This is a genomic window from Arthrobacter sp. NEB 688 (assembly GCF_013201035.1).
Classification (GTDB): Bacteria; Actinomycetota; Actinomycetes; order Actinomycetales; family Dermatophilaceae; genus Phycicoccus.
Genome location: NZ_CP053707.1, coordinates 4,024,092 through 4,042,153, shown reverse-complemented (window position 1 = coordinate 4,042,153; position 18,062 = coordinate 4,024,092). Strand labels below are relative to the sequence as shown.

At 74.5% G+C, this 18,062-nt stretch carries 16 protein-coding genes and 1 tRNA gene; 15 read left to right on the top strand and 2 right to left on the bottom strand.

Annotation, left to right across the window (positions count from 1 at the left end; genetic code table 11):
- Window positions 1-214: 214 nt before the first annotated feature.
- The 13 genes from mfd to HL663_RS18875 all read left to right on the top strand — a co-directional run bounded on the left by mfd (window position 215) and on the right by HL663_RS18875 (window position 13,510).
- Window positions 215-3,793 (top strand): transcription-repair coupling factor, encoded by a 3,579-nt coding sequence (gene mfd, locus HL663_RS18935; protein ID WP_173029877.1) that lies wholly within the window; start codon window positions 215-217, stop codon window positions 3,791-3,793.
- A 19-nt stretch (window positions 3,794-3,812) separates the two neighbouring features.
- Window positions 3,813-4,361, top strand: coding sequence for a SurA N-terminal domain-containing protein (locus HL663_RS18930; RefSeq protein WP_173029876.1), 549 nt, complete (start codon window positions 3,813-3,815; stop codon window positions 4,359-4,361).
- A complete protein-coding gene (locus HL663_RS18925) occupies window positions 4,358-5,311 on the top strand; it encodes a nucleoside triphosphate pyrophosphohydrolase (RefSeq protein WP_173029875.1) in 954 nt (317 codons plus the stop codon). Before HL663_RS18930 ends, HL663_RS18925 begins: the two co-directional genes overlap by 4 nt.
- Before the next feature lie 589 nt (window positions 5,312-5,900).
- Entirely contained in the window at window positions 5,901-7,052 is a 1,152-nt protein-coding gene (locus tag HL663_RS18920) for a carbohydrate kinase (RefSeq protein WP_173029874.1), read from the top strand.
- Complete coding sequence (locus tag HL663_RS18915; RefSeq protein WP_173029873.1) at window positions 7,049-7,990, top strand: pseudouridine-5'-phosphate glycosidase; 942 nt, start codon at window positions 7,049-7,051, stop codon at window positions 7,988-7,990. Before HL663_RS18920 ends, HL663_RS18915 begins: the two co-directional genes overlap by 4 nt.
- A gap of 119 nt (window positions 7,991-8,109) precedes the next feature.
- Window positions 8,110-9,399 (top strand): phosphopyruvate hydratase, encoded by a 1,290-nt coding sequence (eno, locus tag HL663_RS18910; RefSeq protein ID WP_173029872.1) that lies wholly within the window; start codon window positions 8,110-8,112, stop codon window positions 9,397-9,399.
- Between the two features lie 23 nt (window positions 9,400-9,422).
- Window positions 9,423-10,037, top strand: coding sequence for an FtsB family cell division protein (locus HL663_RS18905; protein WP_173029871.1), 615 nt, complete (start codon window positions 9,423-9,425; stop codon window positions 10,035-10,037).
- Window positions 10,034-10,588, top strand: coding sequence for a DUF501 domain-containing protein (locus tag HL663_RS18900; protein WP_173029870.1), 555 nt, complete (start codon window positions 10,034-10,036; stop codon window positions 10,586-10,588). Before HL663_RS18905 ends, HL663_RS18900 begins: the two co-directional genes overlap by 4 nt.
- A complete protein-coding gene (locus HL663_RS18895; RefSeq protein ID WP_173029869.1) occupies window positions 10,585-11,535 on the top strand; it encodes a Ppx/GppA phosphatase family protein in 951 nt (316 codons plus the stop codon). Before HL663_RS18900 ends, HL663_RS18895 begins: the two co-directional genes overlap by 4 nt.
- A gap of 30 nt (window positions 11,536-11,565) precedes the next feature.
- The gene (locus tag HL663_RS18890; RefSeq protein ID WP_173029868.1) at window positions 11,566-12,000 is read left to right on the top strand and encodes a hypothetical protein; all 435 of its coding nucleotides are present in this window, start codon (window positions 11,566-11,568) and stop codon (window positions 11,998-12,000) included.
- A gap of 42 nt (window positions 12,001-12,042) precedes the next feature.
- Window positions 12,043-12,117 (top strand) — tRNA-Leu (locus HL663_RS18885).
- 239 nt (window positions 12,118-12,356) lie between these two features.
- The gene (locus tag HL663_RS18880; protein WP_173029867.1) at window positions 12,357-13,181 is read left to right on the top strand and encodes a Bax inhibitor-1/YccA family protein; all 825 of its coding nucleotides are present in this window, start codon (window positions 12,357-12,359) and stop codon (window positions 13,179-13,181) included.
- A 26-nt stretch (window positions 13,182-13,207) separates the two neighbouring features.
- Complete coding sequence (locus HL663_RS18875; protein WP_173029866.1) at window positions 13,208-13,510, top strand: hypothetical protein; 303 nt, start codon at window positions 13,208-13,210, stop codon at window positions 13,508-13,510.
- 12 nt (window positions 13,511-13,522) lie between these two features.
- Here HL663_RS18875 and HL663_RS18870 read toward each other — a convergent pair whose 3' ends face one another.
- Entirely contained in the window at window positions 13,523-14,746 is a 1,224-nt protein-coding gene (locus tag HL663_RS18870) for an acetyl-CoA C-acetyltransferase (RefSeq protein ID WP_173029865.1), read from the bottom strand.
- Between the two features lie 191 nt (window positions 14,747-14,937).
- Here HL663_RS18870 and HL663_RS18865 point away from each other — a divergent pair, with 191 nt between their 5' ends.
- Window positions 14,938-15,330, top strand: coding sequence for a RidA family protein (locus HL663_RS18865; protein WP_173029864.1), 393 nt, complete (start codon window positions 14,938-14,940; stop codon window positions 15,328-15,330).
- Window positions 15,331-15,354: 24 nt separating this feature from the next.
- On the opposite strand, the gene HL663_RS18860 is transcribed toward HL663_RS18865, so the two are convergent.
- Complete coding sequence (locus tag HL663_RS18860; RefSeq protein ID WP_173029863.1) at window positions 15,355-16,404, bottom strand: SGNH/GDSL hydrolase family protein; 1,050 nt, start codon at window positions 16,402-16,404, stop codon at window positions 15,355-15,357.
- A 212-nt stretch (window positions 16,405-16,616) separates the two neighbouring features.
- Here HL663_RS18860 and HL663_RS18855 point away from each other — a divergent pair, with 212 nt between their 5' ends.
- Window positions 16,617-17,993: a cystathionine beta-synthase gene (locus HL663_RS18855; RefSeq protein WP_173029862.1), complete on the top strand. Its 1,377-nt coding sequence runs from the start codon at window positions 16,617-16,619 to the stop codon at window positions 17,991-17,993.
- Window positions 17,994-18,062: the final 69 nt, after the last annotated feature.

Genomic DNA, 18,062 nt, shown 5'->3' with positions numbered 1-18,062 from the left:
GGGTGTCGCAGCATGGAGGATCCGCGCGGAGAACGGTCATTTTTTCGTCGATTTGGTCACACCCCCGGGGCGTCCGGGATATCGCGCGATACCGCCGGGGAGGTGCCGGCGTCGACGGGGGAGGGACGGCCGGGACGGGCCGGTGCGCACCCGCCCTGTCGAGCCCCGGACCGCGGGTCGGGGGCTGTCGGCCCGTGGCCCTACGCTGTGACGAATGCCGTCGCTGTCCGTCCTGCGCTCCCGGGTCGTCGCGCTCCCGGGCACCGTGCGCCTCGCCGAGGCCCTGGCCGTCCCGTCCGCGGAGGTCACCGCCTCCGCGCCGCCCGGCGCCCGCCACGCCGTCCTCGCCGCGCTCGCGCCGCGCCCCTCCGGCGCCCCCGTCCTCGCCGTGACCGCGACGGGTCGCGAGGCCGAGGACCTCCAGACCGCCCTCGCCGCGACGCTCGGCCCGGACGCCGTCGGGCTCTTCCCCTCCTGGGAGACGCTGCCGCACGAGCGGCTCAGCCCCCGCAGCGACACCGTCGGGCAGCGCCTGTCGGTCCTGCGCCGGCTCGCGCACCCCGAGGCCGAGGACTCGACCCACGGGCGGCTCGCCGTCGTCGTCGCGCCCGTCCGGGCGGTCCTCCAGCCCATCGCCAAGGGCCTCGGCGAGCTGCGTCCCGTCTCGCTGGCCGCGGGGGAGGAGGTGGCCCTCGAGCGGGTGGTCGAGGACCTCGCGGGCGCCGCGTACGCACGCGTCGACCTCGTCGAGCGCCGGGGCGAGTTCGCCGTCCGCGGAGGCATCCTCGACGTCTTCCCGCCCACCGAGGAGCACCCGCTGCGAGTCGAGTTCTGGGGCGACACGGTCGAGGAGATCCGCTGGTTCAAGGTCGCCGACCAGCGCTCCCTCGAGGTCGCCGAGCACGGGCTGTGGGCACCGCCCTGCCGCGAGCTGCTCCTCACCCCGTCGGTGCGCGAGCGGGCCGCGGTGCTCGCCGACCAGCTGCCCGGCGCGGCCGACCTGCTCGACAAGCTGGCCAACGGCATCGCCGTCGAGGGCATGGAGTCCCTCGCCCCGGCCCTCGTCGAGGGGATGGAGACCCTCCTCGAGGTGCTGCCCGCCGACGCCGTCGTCGTCGCCTGCGACCCCGAGCGGGTGCGCACCCGGGCCCACGACCTCGTCGCGACGAGCGAGGAGTTCCTCCAGGCCGGCTGGGCCACAGCGGCCGGCGGCAGCGCGGTGCCCATCGACCTCGAGTCCGTGCTCGGCACGGCCTCGTTCCGCACCCTCGCCGAGCTGCGCGAGCAGGCGCGCGGCCTCGGGGTCCGCTGGCTCGACCTCACGCCGTTCAGCGGCGACGAGGACGACGACACGGTCGAGCTCGGGCTCACCGTCTCGCCGACCTTCCGGGGCAGCACCGAGGACGCCGTCGCGGAGCTGGCGCGGCTGACCGGCGACGGCTGGTCGGTGCTCGTCGTCACCGAGGGCGCCGGCCTCGCCAAGCGCGTCACCGAGGTGCTCGGTGAGCACGAGGTCCGCGCCCGCGCGGTGCCCGAGGCCGAGCTCGAGCCCGGCCTCGTCGCGGTGACCACGGGATGCATCGGCTCCGGCTTCCTCGTGGCCGCCGAGCGCCTCGCAGTCGTCACCGAGGCCGACCTCACCGGGGCGGCCGCCGGGTCGGGCACCTCGACCAAGGACATGCGGCGGATGCCGTCCAAGCGCCGCAACCAGGTCGACCCGCTCCAGCTGCGCCCCGGCGACTTCGTCGTCCACGAGCAGCACGGCGTCGGGCGCTTCGTCGAGATGGTGCAGCGCACCGTCCAGGGCGCCACCCGCGAGTACCTCGTCCTCGAGTACGCCGCCTCCAAGCGCGGCCAGCCGGCCGACCGTCTCTACGTCCCGACCGACCAGCTCGACCAGGTCACCCGCTACGTCGGCGGCGAGCAGCCCACGCTCAACAAGATGGGCGGCTCGGACTGGCAGCAGACCAAGGGCCGGGCCCGCCGCTACGTCAAGCAGATCGCCGCCGAGCTCATCCGCCTCTACTCGGCCCGGATGGCGACCAAGGGCCACGCCTTCGGCCCCGACACCCCCTGGCAGCGCGAGCTCGAGGACGCCTTCGCCCACGTCGAGACGCCCGACCAGCTGAGCACCATCGACGAGGTCAAGGCCGACATGGAGCGCGAGGTCCCGATGGACCGCCTCGTCTGCGGCGACGTCGGCTACGGCAAGACCGAGATCGCGGTGCGCGCGGCGTTCAAGGCCGTGCAGGACGGCAAGCAGGTGGCCGTGCTCTGCCCGACGACGCTGCTGGTCCAGCAGCACCTCAACACCTTCGCCGAGCGGTACGCCGGCTTCCCGGTCGTCGTCAAGGGTCTCTCGCGCTTCCAGACCGACGCCGACGCCAAGGCCGTGCTCGCGGGGCTCGCCGACGGGTCCGTCGACCTCGTCATCGGCACGCACCGCCTCCTCTCGAAGGAGGTGCGGTTCAAGGACCTCGGCCTCGTCGTCGTCGACGAGGAGCAGCGCTTCGGCGTCGAGCACAAGGAGCAGCTCAAGGCGCTGCGCACCTCCGTCGACGTCCTCGCGATGTCCGCCACCCCCATCCCGCGCACGCTCGAGATGGCGGTCACCGGCATCCGCGAGATGTCCACCCTCGCCACGCCCCCCGAGGAGCGCCACCCTGTCCTCACCTACGTCGGGGGCTACGACGAGAAGACCGTGACGGCCGCGATCCGCCGCGAGCTGCTGCGCGAGGGGCAGGTCTTCCTCGTGCACAACAAGGTGTCGACGATCGAGAAGTCCGCGGCCCGCATCCGCGAGCTCGTGCCCGAGGCCCGGGTCGCGACCGCCCACGGCAAGATGGGCGAGCAGAAGCTCGAGCAGGTCGTGGTCGACTTCTGGGAGAAGCGGTTCGACGTCCTCGTCTGCACGACGATCGTCGAGACCGGCCTCGACATCAGCAACGCGAACACCCTCATCGTCGAGCGCGCCGACCGGCTCGGCCTCAGCCAGCTGCACCAGCTGCGCGGTCGTGTCGGCCGCGGTCGCGAGCGCGCCTACTCGTACTTCCTCTACCCGCCCGAGACGCCGCTCACCGAGACCGCGCTCGACCGGCTCCAGACCATCGCGAGCAACACCGACCTCGGGTCCGGCATGCAGGTCGCGATGAAGGACCTCGAGATCCGCGGCGCCGGCAATCTCCTCGGCGGCGAGCAGTCCGGTCACATCGCGGGCGTCGGGTTCGACCTGTACGTCCGGCTCGTCGGCGAGGCCGTCGCGTCCTTCCGCGGCGAGGGCGAGGAGGCGCCGGCCGAGATCAAGATCGAGCTGCCGGTCGACGCGCACCTGCCGCACGACTACGTCCCGCACGAGCGCCTGCGCCTCGAGATGTACAAGAAGCTCGCGGCCGTCGTCGACGAGCAGCAGCTCGCCGAGATCGAGGGCGAGCTCGTCGACCGCTACGGGCCGGTGCCCGTGCCCGTCCGCAACCTCCTCGAGGTCGCGCGGCTGCGCACGGTCGCCCGGGCGGCCGGCATCGCCGACATCTCGGTGCAGGGGCAGCACGTGCGCTTCGGCCCGGTCGAGCTGCGCGAGAGCCAGCAGCTGCGGCTGAACCGCCTCTACCCGAAGTCGATCCTCAAGGCCGCGACGGGCTCCGTGCTCGTCCCGGCCCCGAAGACCGCCGTCGTCGGAGGGCGACCGCTGCGCGACCAGGCCGTGCTCGACTGGGCCAGCCAGGTGATCCGGGCCGTCGTCATGGACAATGTCGCTCAGGCCGCCCAGGCCGCGACCGCCCCCTCCCGGGGATGACCCGATGAAAGGACCCCTCGTGACCACTCCGGTTCGCCGCGTCGCCGCGGCGCTCGCCCTCGGCGCCGCGCTCGTCACCGCCGGCTGCGGGACGACCGAGGCCGGCCGCGCCGCCACGGTCGACGGCCGCGTCATCACCGAGAACGAGGTCCAGGTCGCCCAGGCCCAGATCAACAAGACCTTCCCGGGCGCGAACCTCACGAGCGACCAGGTGCTCGGCCGCCTCATCGGCGCGCCGGTCTACCTCGACGAGATCGCGCAGCAGGGCGTCCCGGTCTCGGAGTCCCTCGCGCGGACGGCCTACCAGCAGCAGGAGACCTACGACGGCCAGGCGCCGGCCGACGAGACCCTCGAGGTCCTGCGCGCCCAGCTGGCCATCCAGCAGCTCGCGCAGTCCGGCGCGTCGGTCCCGTCCGAGGCGCTCTCGAAGCTGAAGGTCGAGGTCAACCCGCGGTACGGCGACTTCGACGCCTCGAAACTCACCGAGTGGGACGCGGTCCAGAGCACCGCCGGCCTGGCGACGAGCACGCCGGACTGGATCAAGACGGTCACCACCCCGCAGCAGTGAGCACCGGCCGGCTCGGCCTGGTCCTCACCTCGCCGCGGGTCGCCCCCGGGCTGCTGTCGCACCCGGCGTGGGCCGCGGTGTCGGCGGCCGACGTCCTCCTGACGCGGTCGGCCGACGAGCCGCTCGCCGAGGCGATGACCGACGCGGGGCTGGCCGTCGTCGAGGTGGGCGAGCACCACCCCGCCGAGCTCGCGCGGGCGCTCGTCGACCGGGCGGCCGCGGAGGTCGTCGTGTGGCTCGGGTCGTCGGACGGCGACCCCGGCCTGTCGGACGCCCTCGCGTCGGAGGTCTCCCGGCTCGAGACGCCGCCGGAGGTCGAGCTCGTCGTCGGGTCCTGGGACGTCCAGGGCGGCCGGCTGCTCGACGTCGTCGCGGCGATGGACCGGCTGCGCTCGCCGGGCGGCTGCCCGTGGGACGCCGAGCAGACGCACGCGAGCCTCGCGCCCTACCTCGTCGAGGAGGCCCACGAGGTGCTCGAGGCGATCGACGCGGGTGACCCGCGGGCGCTCGCCGAGGAGCTCGGCGACGTCCTGCTCCAGGTCGTCTTCCACGCCCGCGTCGCCGAGGACGCCGGGGAGGACGGCTTCGACGTCGACACCGTCGCAGGGCTGCTCGTCGAGAAGCTCGTCCGGCGCCACCCGCACGTCTTCGCCGACGGCGACGCGACGACGCCGGAGCAGGTCGAGCAGGAGTGGGAGCGCATCAAGGCGGTCGAGAAGGAGTCGTCCGGCGGCGGGTACGCGCAGGACGTCCTCCACGGCGTGCCCGCGACCCTGCCCGTCGAGCTCGCGGCGGCCAAGCTCGAGTCCCGGATGCGGCGGCGCGACCTCGTCGCCGACGACGCCGCGCTCGCCGAGCTCGAGGCCGCCCGCGCGGCCCTCGCCGAGGCCGAGGCCCGGGCCCGCGCAGCCCTCCGGGCCGTCGCCGACGCGGCCCGGCCGACCACCTGACCGACCTGACGACCTGAGCCGCCCGGTCCCTGCGCCACGCGAGGGATCCCTCCCGCCCCGGCACCGTCTCCGGACGCCGCGGCGAGCTGGGTCGGCACCGCGAGGCATCCCTCCCGCCCCGGCACCGTCTCCGGGCGCCGCGGCGAGCTGGGTCGGCACCGCGAGGACGCCCCGGCCACGCAAGATCGGGTCGGCACGGCGAGGTCGGGTCGAGCCCGTCCCGCCGGGTCGAGCCCGCTGTGCCGGGGTGTCACGGCACCCCGGCGAGGCGAGTGAGCACCGGCACCGCGACGTCGGGTCGGCACGGCGAGGTCGGGTGGGCACGGCGAGGTCGGGTCGAGCTCGTCCCGCCGGGTGAAGCCCGCCCTGCCGGGGTGCCACGGCACTCCGGCGAGGCGAGGGATCCCCGGCCACGCAAGATCAGGTCGGCACGGCGCCAGGTCCTGGCACCGTGTCAGGGATCCCTCCCGTCCCGGCAGGACGTGCCGCCGCCTCGGGAGGGAAACCTCCCGCGGTGAGTGGAGTCCGGGAGGAGCACGTCTCCGAGGCGGCTTGCTTGAAAGTACAAAGGGCCTTAAGGTCTGCAAGCATGGCCCTGACCGAGCGTGAGCGCGAGATCGTCGCGCTGCTGCGCACCGATCCCCTCCTCGACGCCGCCGCGCTCGCCGAGCGGGTCGGCTCGACCCGCGCCGCCGTCTCGGTGCACCTGAGCAACCTCACCCGCAAGGGAGTCCTCCTCGGCCGCGGCTACCTGCTGCGCGCCGAGGCCTCCTCGGTGCTCGTCGTCGGCGGCGCCGTCCTCGACGCGAAGGTCCGTACCCGCGTGCGGCCCGTCCTCGGCACGAGCAACCCCGGCACCTTCACCGCCACGGTCGGCGGCGTCGGGCGCAACATCGCCGAGGGGCTCGCCCGCCTCGGCAGCCCCACCATGCTCGTCGCCCCCGTCGGCGACGACCTCCAGGGCCGCACGGTCGTCGCCCGCACCGAGGCCGCCGGCGTCGACTGCCGTCACGTCGTCACCTCGCCCCACCCGACCGGCTCCTACACGGCGGTCCTCGGCGACGACGGCGACCTCCTCGTCGCGGTCGCGGACATGCGGGCCACCGACGAGCTGACCGTCGCCGACCTCGCCGTCGTCCCCGGCCTCCTCGGCGGGGTCGACCGCCTCGTCCTCGACTGCAACCTCCAGGCCGACGTCCTGCGCTGGCTGCTCACGGCGGCCGCGACGGCGGGCATCCCCGCCCTCGTCGAGACCGTCAGCGTCGCCAAGGCGACCGAGGCCGCTCCGGCGCTCGACGGCTCGGTCCCGGTCCACACGGTCACCCCGAACGTCGACGAGCTCGCCGCGATGCTCGGCCGCCCGGTCGACCCCGACCCCGCGTCGGTCGCGGCCGCGGCGGCCGTCCTCCACGAGCGCGGCGTCGAGCACGTCTGGGTGCGCCGCGGCGCCCACGGCAGCCTGCTCTCGATCGCCCGCCCCGGTCACCCGGCCCGCGTCGTCCTCGTCTCCGCACCCCCGACGACCGTCGAGGACGTCACCGGCGCCGGCGACGCGATGACCGCCGGCTACGTCCACGCCCTGCTCGGCGGCGCCGAGGTCGTCGAGGCCGCCCGCTTCGGCCAGGTCGTCGCCGCCCTCACCTGCGCCTCCCCGGACACCGTCCGGGCCGACCTGACCCCGGCGCTCGTCGCCGCCCACCTGACCCCCGACGCACCGTCCACCGAGGAGCTGTCCGCATGAGCCCGTCCCCCGTCACCCCGCACCCGATGCTCGCCGTCGCCCCCGAGGTCCGCGAGGCCCTCGCCGCCGGCCGGCCGGTCGTCGCGCTCGAGTCGACGATCATCAGCCACGGGATGCCCTACCCGGCCAACGTGGCGATGGCCCGTGAGGTCGAGCAGATCGTCCGCGACGGCGGCGCGGTGCCGGCGACCATCGCCGTCATCTCGGGCCGCCCCACCGTCGGGCTCTCCGACGAGGAGCTCGAGATGTTCGGCGCCGACGGCGGCATCCGCAAGGTGAGCGTCCGCGACATCCCGCACGTCGTCGCCACCGGCGTCCACGGCGCCACGACGGTCGCGAGCACGATGCGCATCGCGGCGCTCGCCGGCATCCGGACCTTCGTCACCGGCGGCCTCGGCGGCGTCCACCAGGGCGCCGAGACCTCGATGGACGTCTCCGCCGACCTCACCGAGCTTTCCCGCACCGAGGTCGCGGTCATCTCCGCCGGGGTCAAGTCGATCCTCGACATCGGCCGCACCCTCGAGGTCCTCGAGACCCTCGGCGTGCCCGTCGTCGGCATGGGCACCGACGAGTTCCCCTCGTTCTTCTCGCGCTCCAGCGGCATCGCCGTCCCCATGCGCGTCGACACCCCCGAGCAGGTCGCCGAGCTGATGCACGCCTCCTTCGGGCTGGGCCTGGGCGTCGGCATCTCCATCGCCAACCCGGTGCCGGCGGAGCACGAGATGGCGCACGCCGACATCGACGACGTCATCGCCCGGGCCCTGGCCGAGTGCGACGAGCAGGGCGTGACCGGCAAGGACATCACCCCGTTCCTGCTCGGCCGTCTCGTCGAGCTCTCGGACGGCCGCTCGCTCGAGACCAACCTCGCGCTGGTGCGCCACAACGCCCGGGTCGGCACCGCGATCGCCGTCGCGTACGCGGCGGGCGCCACCGCCTGAGGACCCCCTGGGCGCCCCGGCCGGTCCGGGGCGTCCGGGGAGCGGGTCGGTCCCGGGCGACCCGCTCCACCCCGGCTAGGCTCGGGAGGAAACGTGTCCCCACCTCCCCGGGAGTTCCTGTGGCCAGCATCGAGGCAGTAGGCGCGCGCGAGATCCTCGACTCGCGCGGCAACCCCACCGTCGAGGTCGAGGTCGCCCTCGACGACGGCACCGTCGCCCGCGCGGCGGTCCCCAGCGGCGCGTCGACCGGCGCGTTCGAGGCGGTCGAGCGCCGTGACGGCGACAAGGGCCGCTACGGCGGCAAGGGCGTCGAGAAGGCCGTCGACGCCGTCATCGACGAGCTCGGCCCCAAGCTCCTCGGCTTCGAGGCCAGCGAGCAGCGCCTCGTCGACGCCGAGATGCTCGCCATCGACGGCAGCGCGAACAAGGAGAAGGTCGGCGCCAACGCCATCCTCGGCGTCAGCCTCGCGGTCGCCCGGGCGGCCGCCGAGTCCGCCGACCTGCCGCTCTTCCGCTACGTCGGCGGCCCGAACGCGCACGTCCTGCCGGTGCCGATGATGAACATCCTCAACGGCGGCAGCCACGCGGACTCCAACGTCGACATCCAAGAGTTCATGATCGCGCCGATCGGCGCCGAGTCCTTCCGCGAGGCCCTGCGCTGGGGCGCGGAGGTCTACCACGCGCTCAAGGGCGTCCTCAAGGAGAAGGGCCTCGCGACGGGCCTGGGCGACGAGGGCGGTTTCGCGCCGAACCTCGAGTCCAACCGCGCCGCGCTCGACCTCATCCTCGAGGCGATCGAGAAGGCCGGCTACACCCCGGGCACCCAGATCGCGCTCGCGCTCGACGTCGCCGCCTCCGAGTTCTACGCCGACGGCTCGTACACCTTCGAGGGTGGCTCGAAGTCGGCCGACGAGATGGTCGACTACTACGCCGACCTCGTCGCGTCCTACCCGCTGGTGTCCATCGAGGACCCGCTCAACGAGGACGACTGGGACGGCTGGAAGGCGATGACCGACCGCCTCGGCGCCCAGGTCCAGATCGTCGGCGACGACCTCTTCGTCACCAACCCCGAGCGCCTCGACCGCGGCATCAAGAGCGGCACGGCCAACGCGCTCCTGGTCAAGGTCAACCAGATCGGCTCGCTGACCGAGACCCTCGACGCCGTCGACCTCGCGCACCGCAACGGCTACCGCTGCATGATGAGCCACCGCTCCGGCGAGACCGAGGACGTGACGATCGCGGACCTCGCGGTCGCCACGAACTGCGGCCAGATCAAGACCGGCGCCCCGGCCCGGTCCGAGCGCGTCGCGAAGTACAACCAGCTCCTGCGCATCGAGGAGGAGCTCGACGACGCCGCGGTCTACGCCGGCGCGAGCGCCTTCCCGCGGTTCGCCGCCCGCCAGGGCTGAGCGGGGCCGGAGGAACCAGGTCGATGGCCACGAGCCGCAGCACCGGACCCGCGTCGCGCCCGCCGCGACGCGGGTCCGCCGCACGCCCCGCCGCCCGCTCCGGGTCCGCCCGGACGGGGGCGCGGGCGTCCTCGACGCGCTCGAGCTCGGCGGCGCCGCGGCCCTCGACCACCGGCACCACGACCGCGAAGGTGGTGCGCCGCACCCCGACCGGCTGGCGCAGCCAGGTCGGCGGCGCCATGTCGAACCGGATGGTCCGACGCACGGCGGTGCTCGCGAGCATCGCGATCTTCCTCGTCGTGCTGCTCACCTCGTCGGTCGCGGCGTGGCTGCACCAGCAGGGCCAGATCGCCGCGCTGCGCGACAAGGTGAGCACGCAGGAGGCCGACGTCGCCGCGCTGCGCGAGGAGCGCCAGCGCTGGGAGGACCCCGCATACGTCGAGCAGCAGGCCCGCCAGAGACTCAAGTTCGTCCGTCCCGGTGAGCGGGCCTACACCGTCCTCGACCCCGAGGCGACCAAGGACTCCGGCCCCGCCTCGACGGGTCCCGGTGCGGGAGAGGACACCCCGGCGTTGCCCTGGTACGACGGCGTCTGGCAGTCGGTGCGCACGGCCGACGCCCCCGGGGCCCGGCGGTGACCGCCCTCCCGGACCTGCCGCCCGTCGCGCAGGAGGACCTCGACGCGGTCTCGCGCCAGCTCGGCCGTGAGGCCAGAGGCGTCGCCGCCGTCGGGCACCGGTGTCCCTGTGGTGAGCCCGACGTCGTCCGCACCGAGCCGCGGCTGCCCGACGGCACCCCCTTCCCGACATCGTTCTACGCGACCTGCCCCCGCCTGACCGGGGCGATCTCGACGCTCGAGAGCCAGGGCGTCATGCGCGAGATGACCGACCGTCTCGGCACCGACGACGCCCTGCGCGCCGGGTACGAGGCCGCCCACGCCGACTACCTCGCCCGCCGCGCCGAGCTCGGCGACGTGCCCGAGGTCGCCGGCATCTCCGCCGGGGGGATGCCCACCCGCGTCAAGTGCCTCCACGTCCTCGTCGCGCACTCGCTCGCCGCCGGCCCCGGAGTCAACCCGCTCGGCGACGAGGCCCTCGAGCTGCTCGACCCCTGGTGGGAGCGCGGCTCGTGCGCCGCCGACGCGGCTGCTGCCGCCCCGGCGTCCGGCGCCGACGCGGGGTCCGCGTGACCCGTCGGGTCGCCGCCGTCGACTGCGGCACCAACTCGATCCGCCTCCTCGTCGCCGACGTGGGCGAGGACGGCCTGCTGACAGACGTCGTGCGCCGGATGGAGGTCGTCCGGCTCGGCCAGGGCATCGACCGCACCGGCGTCATCGCGCCCGAGGCGATGGAGCGCACGCTCACGGCCGCCGCCGGGTACGCCGCGACCTGCCGCGAGCTCGGCGCGCAACGGGTGCGCTTCGTCGCGACCTCGGCCTCCCGCGACGCCCGCAACGCCGACGACTTCGTCGCCGGGGTGCGTGAGGCCTTCGGCGACCTCGACGTCGCGCCCGAGGTGGTCGCGGGCGAGGTCGAGGCGCGCCTGTCCTTCACCGGCGCCACCGGCGACCTGCGTCGGCTCGGCGTGCCGGGGCCCTACCTCGTCGTCGACCTCGGCGGGGGCTCGACCGAGCTCGTCCGCGGCACCGACGACGTCGAGGCCGGCCGCTCCGTCGACATCGGCTGCGTCCGGATGACCGAGCGCCACCTCGCCGGTGACCCCCCGAGCGCCGAGCAGGCCGAGGCCGCCCGCCACGACGTGCGCGCCGCGCTCGACCTGGCCGAGGAGGCCGTCGACCTGCGAGGGCTCGCCGCCGTCGTCGGGCTCGCCGGCTCCATCACGACCGTCACGGCCCACGCGCTCGGTCTCGGCGGGTACGACCGCGACGCCATCCACCTGGCCGAGGTGCCGCTCGCGACCCACCGCGCGTCGTGCGCCGAGCTCCTGTCGATGCCGCGGGAGCAGCGGGCGGCCCTGCCGTACATGCACCCCGGCCGGGTCGACGTCATCGGCGCCGGCGCCCTCGTGTGGGACGAGGTGCTCGGCCGGGTGGCCGACCGCTCGCCGGGCGTGCGGGTCGTCACGAGCGAGCACGACATCCTCGACGGCATCGCCCTGTCGGTCGCGGACGCCTGACCGGCGCTGCCTGTGGCAGGCTCCCGACCCATGGGCGATGCGGAGCAGGACGACGCGGGGAGGGACGGAGGGCGGCGGCTGCGCCCGAGCCTGCTGCTGGCGCGGCTCATGGCCGCGACGTCCGCCGTGCTGACCCTCGCGCTCGTCGCGGTCGCCGTCCTCGTGCCCGCGTCGTCGGCGGTCGTCGTGCTCGCCGGGGCCGTCGTCGGGCTCGTGGGGGTGGTCGGCTGCGTCATCCTCGCCGCGGGCCTGCGGCGTGGTGACCCCGCGGCGGCCCTGCGGGGCAGCGCCGTCGGCGTGCTCATGCTCCTCGCGGCCGCGGTGCTGCTGGCGCCGGCGGTCGTCTGGCTCGTCGCCGGCGTGAGCGAGGCGTTCACGACGCTCGGGCTGAGCACCGTGGCGCTGCCGGCGGTGGTCGCGGTCGTGGCGGTCCTCGCGGGGCCGGGGCTCGGGCGCGACGGCTGAGGTGCCCCCGGCGCGGCCGCGGGGTCGCGCTACGGTGTGCGCGCCCCCGTAGCCCAACCGGCAGAGGCAGGCGCCTTAAAAGCGCTCCAGGTGCGGGTTCGATTCCCGTCGGGGGCGCGCAGCGCCCCCGAGGGGAATCGGGAGGCGCCCGAACGCAGTGAGGGCGACGGGTCCCGTCGGGGGCGCTTCTGCCTTTCCCCGAACGTGTGTGAAGAGGGGCGGCATCCCGACGTTCTTCGCACACGTTCGCGGCAGGGGCGGCACGCGGTCTCAGCGGGAACTCAGCAAGAGGCTCGGACGTCTAGGCTGGTACGAACGACGGTGACCCCCACCGCCTTGACCAGCACGGAGGAACGATGGCCAACAACCCGGCCTTCAACCGGCTCGAGCAGGATGCCCGCAAGGGGTACGCCGGCTTCGGGTCCGCCCCCGCCCCGCAGCAGGCCGACCCGATGAGCCCCCAGCAGCTGCAGGACATGTACAACGCGCCGTCGGCGCTGCGCCCGGGCACCGACCGCGCCGTGACGATGGACGACGTCATGATGAAGACGCTGGGCCTGTTCGCCCTCGTTCTCGTGACCGGCACCGCCGGCTGGCTGATCGCCGCCGCGAACCCGTCCGTCGGCGCGCTCGTGTGGATCGGCGCGATGGTCGCCACGCTCGTGCTCGGCCTCGTCATCGCCTTCAAGAAGACGCTCAGCGTCCCGCTCATCATCGGGTACGCGCTCTTCGAGGGCCTCTTCGTCGGCGCGGTCAGCCAGTTCTTCGACCAGCGCTACCCGGGCATCGTCGTCCAGGCGGTCCTCGCGACGGTCGCGACCTTCGCCGGCATGCTCATCGCCTACAAGACCGGCCTGATCAAGGTCACCGCGAAGTTCCGCCGCATCATGACGATGGCGCTCATCGGCTACGCGATCTTCGCCCTCGTGAACTTCGTCTACGCGGTCGCGACGAACACCCAGTTCGGCATCGGCGGCTCCGGCGCCCTCGGCATCGGCATCTCGCTCTTCGCGGTCGGCCTGGCGGCGTTCACGCTGGCGCTGGACTTCGACTCGATCGACTACGCCATCCGCACCGGTGCCCCGCAGAAGTACTCGTGGCTCCTCGCGCACGGCCTCATCGTCACCCTCGTGTGGCTGTACATCGAGTTCCTCCGCCTCCTCGGCCGGTTCCGCAACTGACCGGGAGCAGCGACGACGACGCCGGGGTGGCCCACGCCACCCCGGCGTCGTCGTCCCAGGACGTCCTCGCGGGCGCGGCTCGCACCGAGCTCGAGCGCATCCGGCGCCGCTGGTCCGAGCTGCCGCTCACCACGGCGCAGGCGCACGCCCCGCAGGTGCGGGCCGTCGTCGAGCGGCTGGCGGCGGCGACCGCGCCGGGCGCGGAGCTGCCGGACCTCGGCCCGGCCGTCCTGCTCGACCAGCTGGCCGTCGTCGCGTGGGACGCCGCTGCTGCGGGGGCGGCGGACGTCACCGCCGAGCTGTCCGCCCTGCGCCGCGACCTGCCCTGAGGCCCGGGTGGGTCAGGAGAGGCGCTCGACGACGATCGCCATGCCCTGGCCGCCGCCGACGCACATCGTCTCGAGGCCGAACTGGCCGTCACGCGCCCGCAGGCCGTTGAGCAGCGTCGTCATGATGCGGGTCCCGGTCGAGCCGAACGGGTGGCCGAGCGCGATGGCGCCGCCGTGGACGTTGAGCTTGTCGAAGTCCATCCCGAGGTCGTCGGCGCTCGGGAGCACCTGCGCGGCGAAGGCCTCGTTGATCTCGTAGAGGTCCATGTCGTCGATGGTCATCCCGGCGCGGGCGAGCGCCTGGCGGGAGGCCTCGACCGGGCCCAGGCCCATGATCTCGGGGGAGAGGGCCGAGACACCGGTGGAGACGATGCGCGCGAGCGGGGTCAGGCCGAGCTCCCGCGCGCGGGTGTCGCTCATGACGACGACACCGGACGCGCCGTCGTTGAGCGGGCAGCAGTTGCCGGCGGTCACCGTGCCGCCCTCGCGGAAGACCGGCTGCAGGCCCTGGACGCCCTCGAGCGTCACCCCGGCGCGGGGGCCGTCGTCGCTGGAGACGACGGAGCCGTCGGCGAGGGTGACGGGGAGGATCTCGCGGGCGAAGAAGCCGTCGGCGATGGCCTTCTCGGCCCGGTTCTGGCTCGTGACGCCCCACTCGTCCTGCCGCTCGCGGGAGACGCCGCGCAGCGTCGCGACGTTCTCGGCGGTCTGGCCCATCGCGAGGTAGACGTCCGGCAGGCCGCCCTGCTCGCGCGGGTCGGACCACGTCGTGTTGGCGGCGGCCATCGCGGCCGAGCGCTCCATCGCCTCGGCGAAGGCGGGGTTGAGCGCGTCGGGGTCGGACTCGCCGGCGCCGCGGAAGGCCGCGTTCGTCGAGACCGACTCGACGCCGCCGACGACGAACGCGTCGCCCTCGCCCGCCTTGACGGCGTGGAAGGCCATCCGCATCGTCTGGGTCGAGCTGGCGCAGAAGCGGTTGACGGTGGCGCCGGGCAGGCCGTCGAGACCGGCGAGGACGCCGATGACGCGGGCCATGTTGTTGCCGGCCTTGCCGCTGGGGTCGGCGCAGCCCCAGTAGAGGTCGTCGAGGGTCGCCGGGTCCAGGCCGGGGAGCTGCTCGAGCAGGCCGCGGACCACCTGCGCCGACAGGTCGTCCGGGCGGACCTCGCGCAGGGACCCCTTGAACGCGCGGCCGATCGGGGTGCGGGCGGTGGCGACGATGACGGCCTCGGTCACGGGGTCCTCCTGGCGGTGGTCGGCAGGTGGGCCGCGGGCCCACCCGAGGTGGTGAGCGAGCGCTCACCACGGGTCGCACCAGCCTAGGCGCCGACCCGGGCGGAGGGAACCGGGAGGCCGCGTGGGGTGGGTCTCGTCGGCGGCCCTCCGGAGGGGTCGTGCGAGCGGGCGCGGAGGGACATGATGGCTCCATGGGCACCTCGCGCAGCCGGGCATCCTCAGGGTCGCCGTACGAAGCGACGGTCGGGTTCGCCCGGGCCGTGCGCGTCGGCTCCCACGTCGCCGTCTCCGGCACGGCACCGATCGGTGAGAACGGCCAGGTCAGCAAGGACCCCGGCCAGCAGGCCCGCCGCTGCTGGGAGATCGCGCTCGGCGCGCTCGCCGAGCTCGGCGGGCGTCCCGAGGACGTCGTCCGCACCCGCCACTACGTGACCGACCTCGACGTCGTCGACGCCGTGTCGGCCGTGCACGGCGAGATCTTCGGCGACATCCGACCGGCGAGCACGATGGTGCGCGTCGCGGGACTGATCGACGAGCGCTGGCTCGTCGAGGTCGAGCTCGACGCCGTCGTCGACGACGCCTGACCGCCGCCGGACCGGCGCTGCCGGTCAGCCGGAGGTCGGCGTGCCCTCGTCGACGACCGTCGGGACGGGGGCCTCGGCCGGGCCGGCCGCGTCCGGGCGCCGGCGCAGCCGCACGGCCCACCGGCCTCGCGGGCCGCGGTCCTGGCCGGCGATCTCGGTCGGGGCGACCTCGGTGCCGGCCTCGCGGACGGCCTGCCCGGCGGCGACCGCCACGGGCCCGACGCCCTCGCCGCGGCGCGGCTCGGGGGCGCGGTCGCCGGTGTCCTCGCCCCAGACGCGCAGGGCAGCACAGACGCTCGGCAGCAGGTGGGCCGCGGCGCGGGCGTAGCCGGCGGCGGACGGGTGGAACTGGTCGGCGCTGAACATCTCGCGCGGGCGGGCCCGGAACTCCGGCCCGAGGAGGTCGCCGAGCGAGACGGTGCGGCCGCCGGCCTCGACGACGGCGACGGTCTGGGCGGCGGCGAGGTCGCGCGACCAGCGCTTCATGAGGGTGCGCAGCGGCTGCTGGATCGGCTCGATCGTGCCGAGGTCGGGGCAGGTGCCGACGACGACCTCGCAGCCGAGGGCGCGGATGCGGCGCACGGTCTGCTCGAGGTGGCGCACGGCGGCGGCGCGCTCGATCCGGTGGGTCACGTCGTTGGCGCCGACCATGACGAGGACGACGTCGGGGCGCATCACGTCCTCGAGGGCGTTGGCCAGCTGGCGCTCGAGGTCGGCGGACTCCGCGCCGACGACGGCGCGGTTGGTCAGGCGCACCGGGCGGCCGGTGAGGGCCGCCACGCCGTTGGCGACGATCGCGCCGACGGTCTCGTGGGGCTCGTCGGCGCCCATCCCGGCGGCGGAGGAGTCACCGAGGACGACGACCTCCCACGGCGTCCCGTGCCCGGCGCCGTACACCCCGTCGTCGTCCGGGGAGGTGTCGAAGGGGCGGCCGATGAGGCGGCGCGCGATGGCCGCCTCGGTCTTGATGACGCCCCAGCCGAGGGTCCCGAGGGCGGCTCCGGCCACGGCGAGGCCGCCCCCGCCGTACGCGGCGGTGGCGGCGATCCTGCGAGCCCTGCGTGCGCGGCCCATCGATCCTCCTGCCGTGGTGGACGTCCACCGTAGCCCCGGCGGCCGGCCCCACGGGACGGATGGTGCGCGCCGGGGGCACAGCGTGGACGGACGGGTCCTAGGACCGGCCGGACGGCCGAGGGGGAGGACCCGCCGTTGCACCGGGGCGCGGCCCGGGGGAGGTGCCGGCCGGAGGAGACGGCCGGCGGCGCCGGGCGTGACAGGATGGCGCGGTGAAGTACGCCGAGCACATCGCAGACCTCGTCGGGGACACCCCCCTCGTCAAGCTCAACTCCGTCACCGAGGGCATCGGGGCGACCGTCCTGGCCAAGGTCGAGTACCTCAACCCGGGCGGGTCGGTGAAGGACCGCATCGCGCTGAAGATGGTCGAGGCCGCCGAGGCCTCGGGCGAGCTCCAGCCGGGCGGCGTCATCGTCGAGCCGACCTCGGGCAACACCGGTGTCGGGCTCGCGCTGGTCGCCCAGCGCAAGGGCTACACCTGCATCTTCGTCTGCCCGGACAAGGTCTCCGAGGACAAGCGCAACGTGCTGCGCGCGTACGGGGCCGAGGTCGTCGTCTGCCCGACGGCCGTCGCGCCCGAGCACCCCGACTCCTACTACTCCGTCTCGGACCGGCTCGTCCGCGAGACGCCGAAGGCCTGGAAGCCGGACCAGTACTCCAACCCCAACGGCCCGCTCTCGCACTACGAGAGCACCGGCCCGGAGATCTGGCGCGACACCGACGGCGAGCTCACCCACTTCGTCACGGGCGCCGGCACCGGCGGCACGATCAGCGGCGCCGGTCGCTACCTGCGCGAGGTCTCGGCCGAGCGCGCGAGCGGCCGCATCCAGGTCGTCGCGGCCGACCCCGAGGGCTCGGTCTACAGCGGCGGCACGGGCCGCCCCTACCTCGTCGAGGGCGTCGGCGAGGACTTCTGGCCGAGCGCCTACGACCCCGCCCAGGTCGACCGGGTCGAGGCCGTCTCGGACGCCGACTCCTTCGAGATGACCCGCCGCCTGGCCCGCGAGGAGGGCCTGCTCGTCGGCGGCTCCTGCGGGATGGCCGTCGTCGCCGCACTGCGCGTCGCCCGCGAGCTGCCAGACGACGCGGTCGTCGTCGTCCTCCTGCCGGACTCCGGTCGCGGCTACCTCTCGAAGATCTTCAACGACGACTGGATGGCGTCCTACGGCTTCATGAAGGCCGAGAACCAGCGCACCGTCGGCGACGTGCTGCACGCCAAGGCCGGTGACCTGCCGGCGCTCGTGCACACGCACCCGAACGAGACGCTGCGCGACGCCATCGAGATCCTGCGCGAGTACGGCGTCTCGCAGATGCCCGTCGTCAAGGCCGAGCCGCCGGTCGTGTCCGGCGAGGTCGCGGGCGCGGTCTCCGAGCGCGCCCTGCTCGAGGCCCTGTTCACCGGCTCGGCGCATCTCGCCGACCCGGTCGAGAAGCACATGAGCGCGGGCCTTCCGCTCGTCGGGGCCGGCGAGCCGGTCGCCACCGCGCGGCACGAGCTCGAGGCATCCGACGCCGTGCTCGTCGTCGAGGACGGCAAGCCGGTCGGGGTGCTCACCCGCGCCGACCTGCTCTCCTTCCTCGCCGACTGACGGGACCGTTCCTCGCCGGTTCGAGGTGGAACACGACCGTGACGCGGTCGGGTTCCACCTCGACGCGTC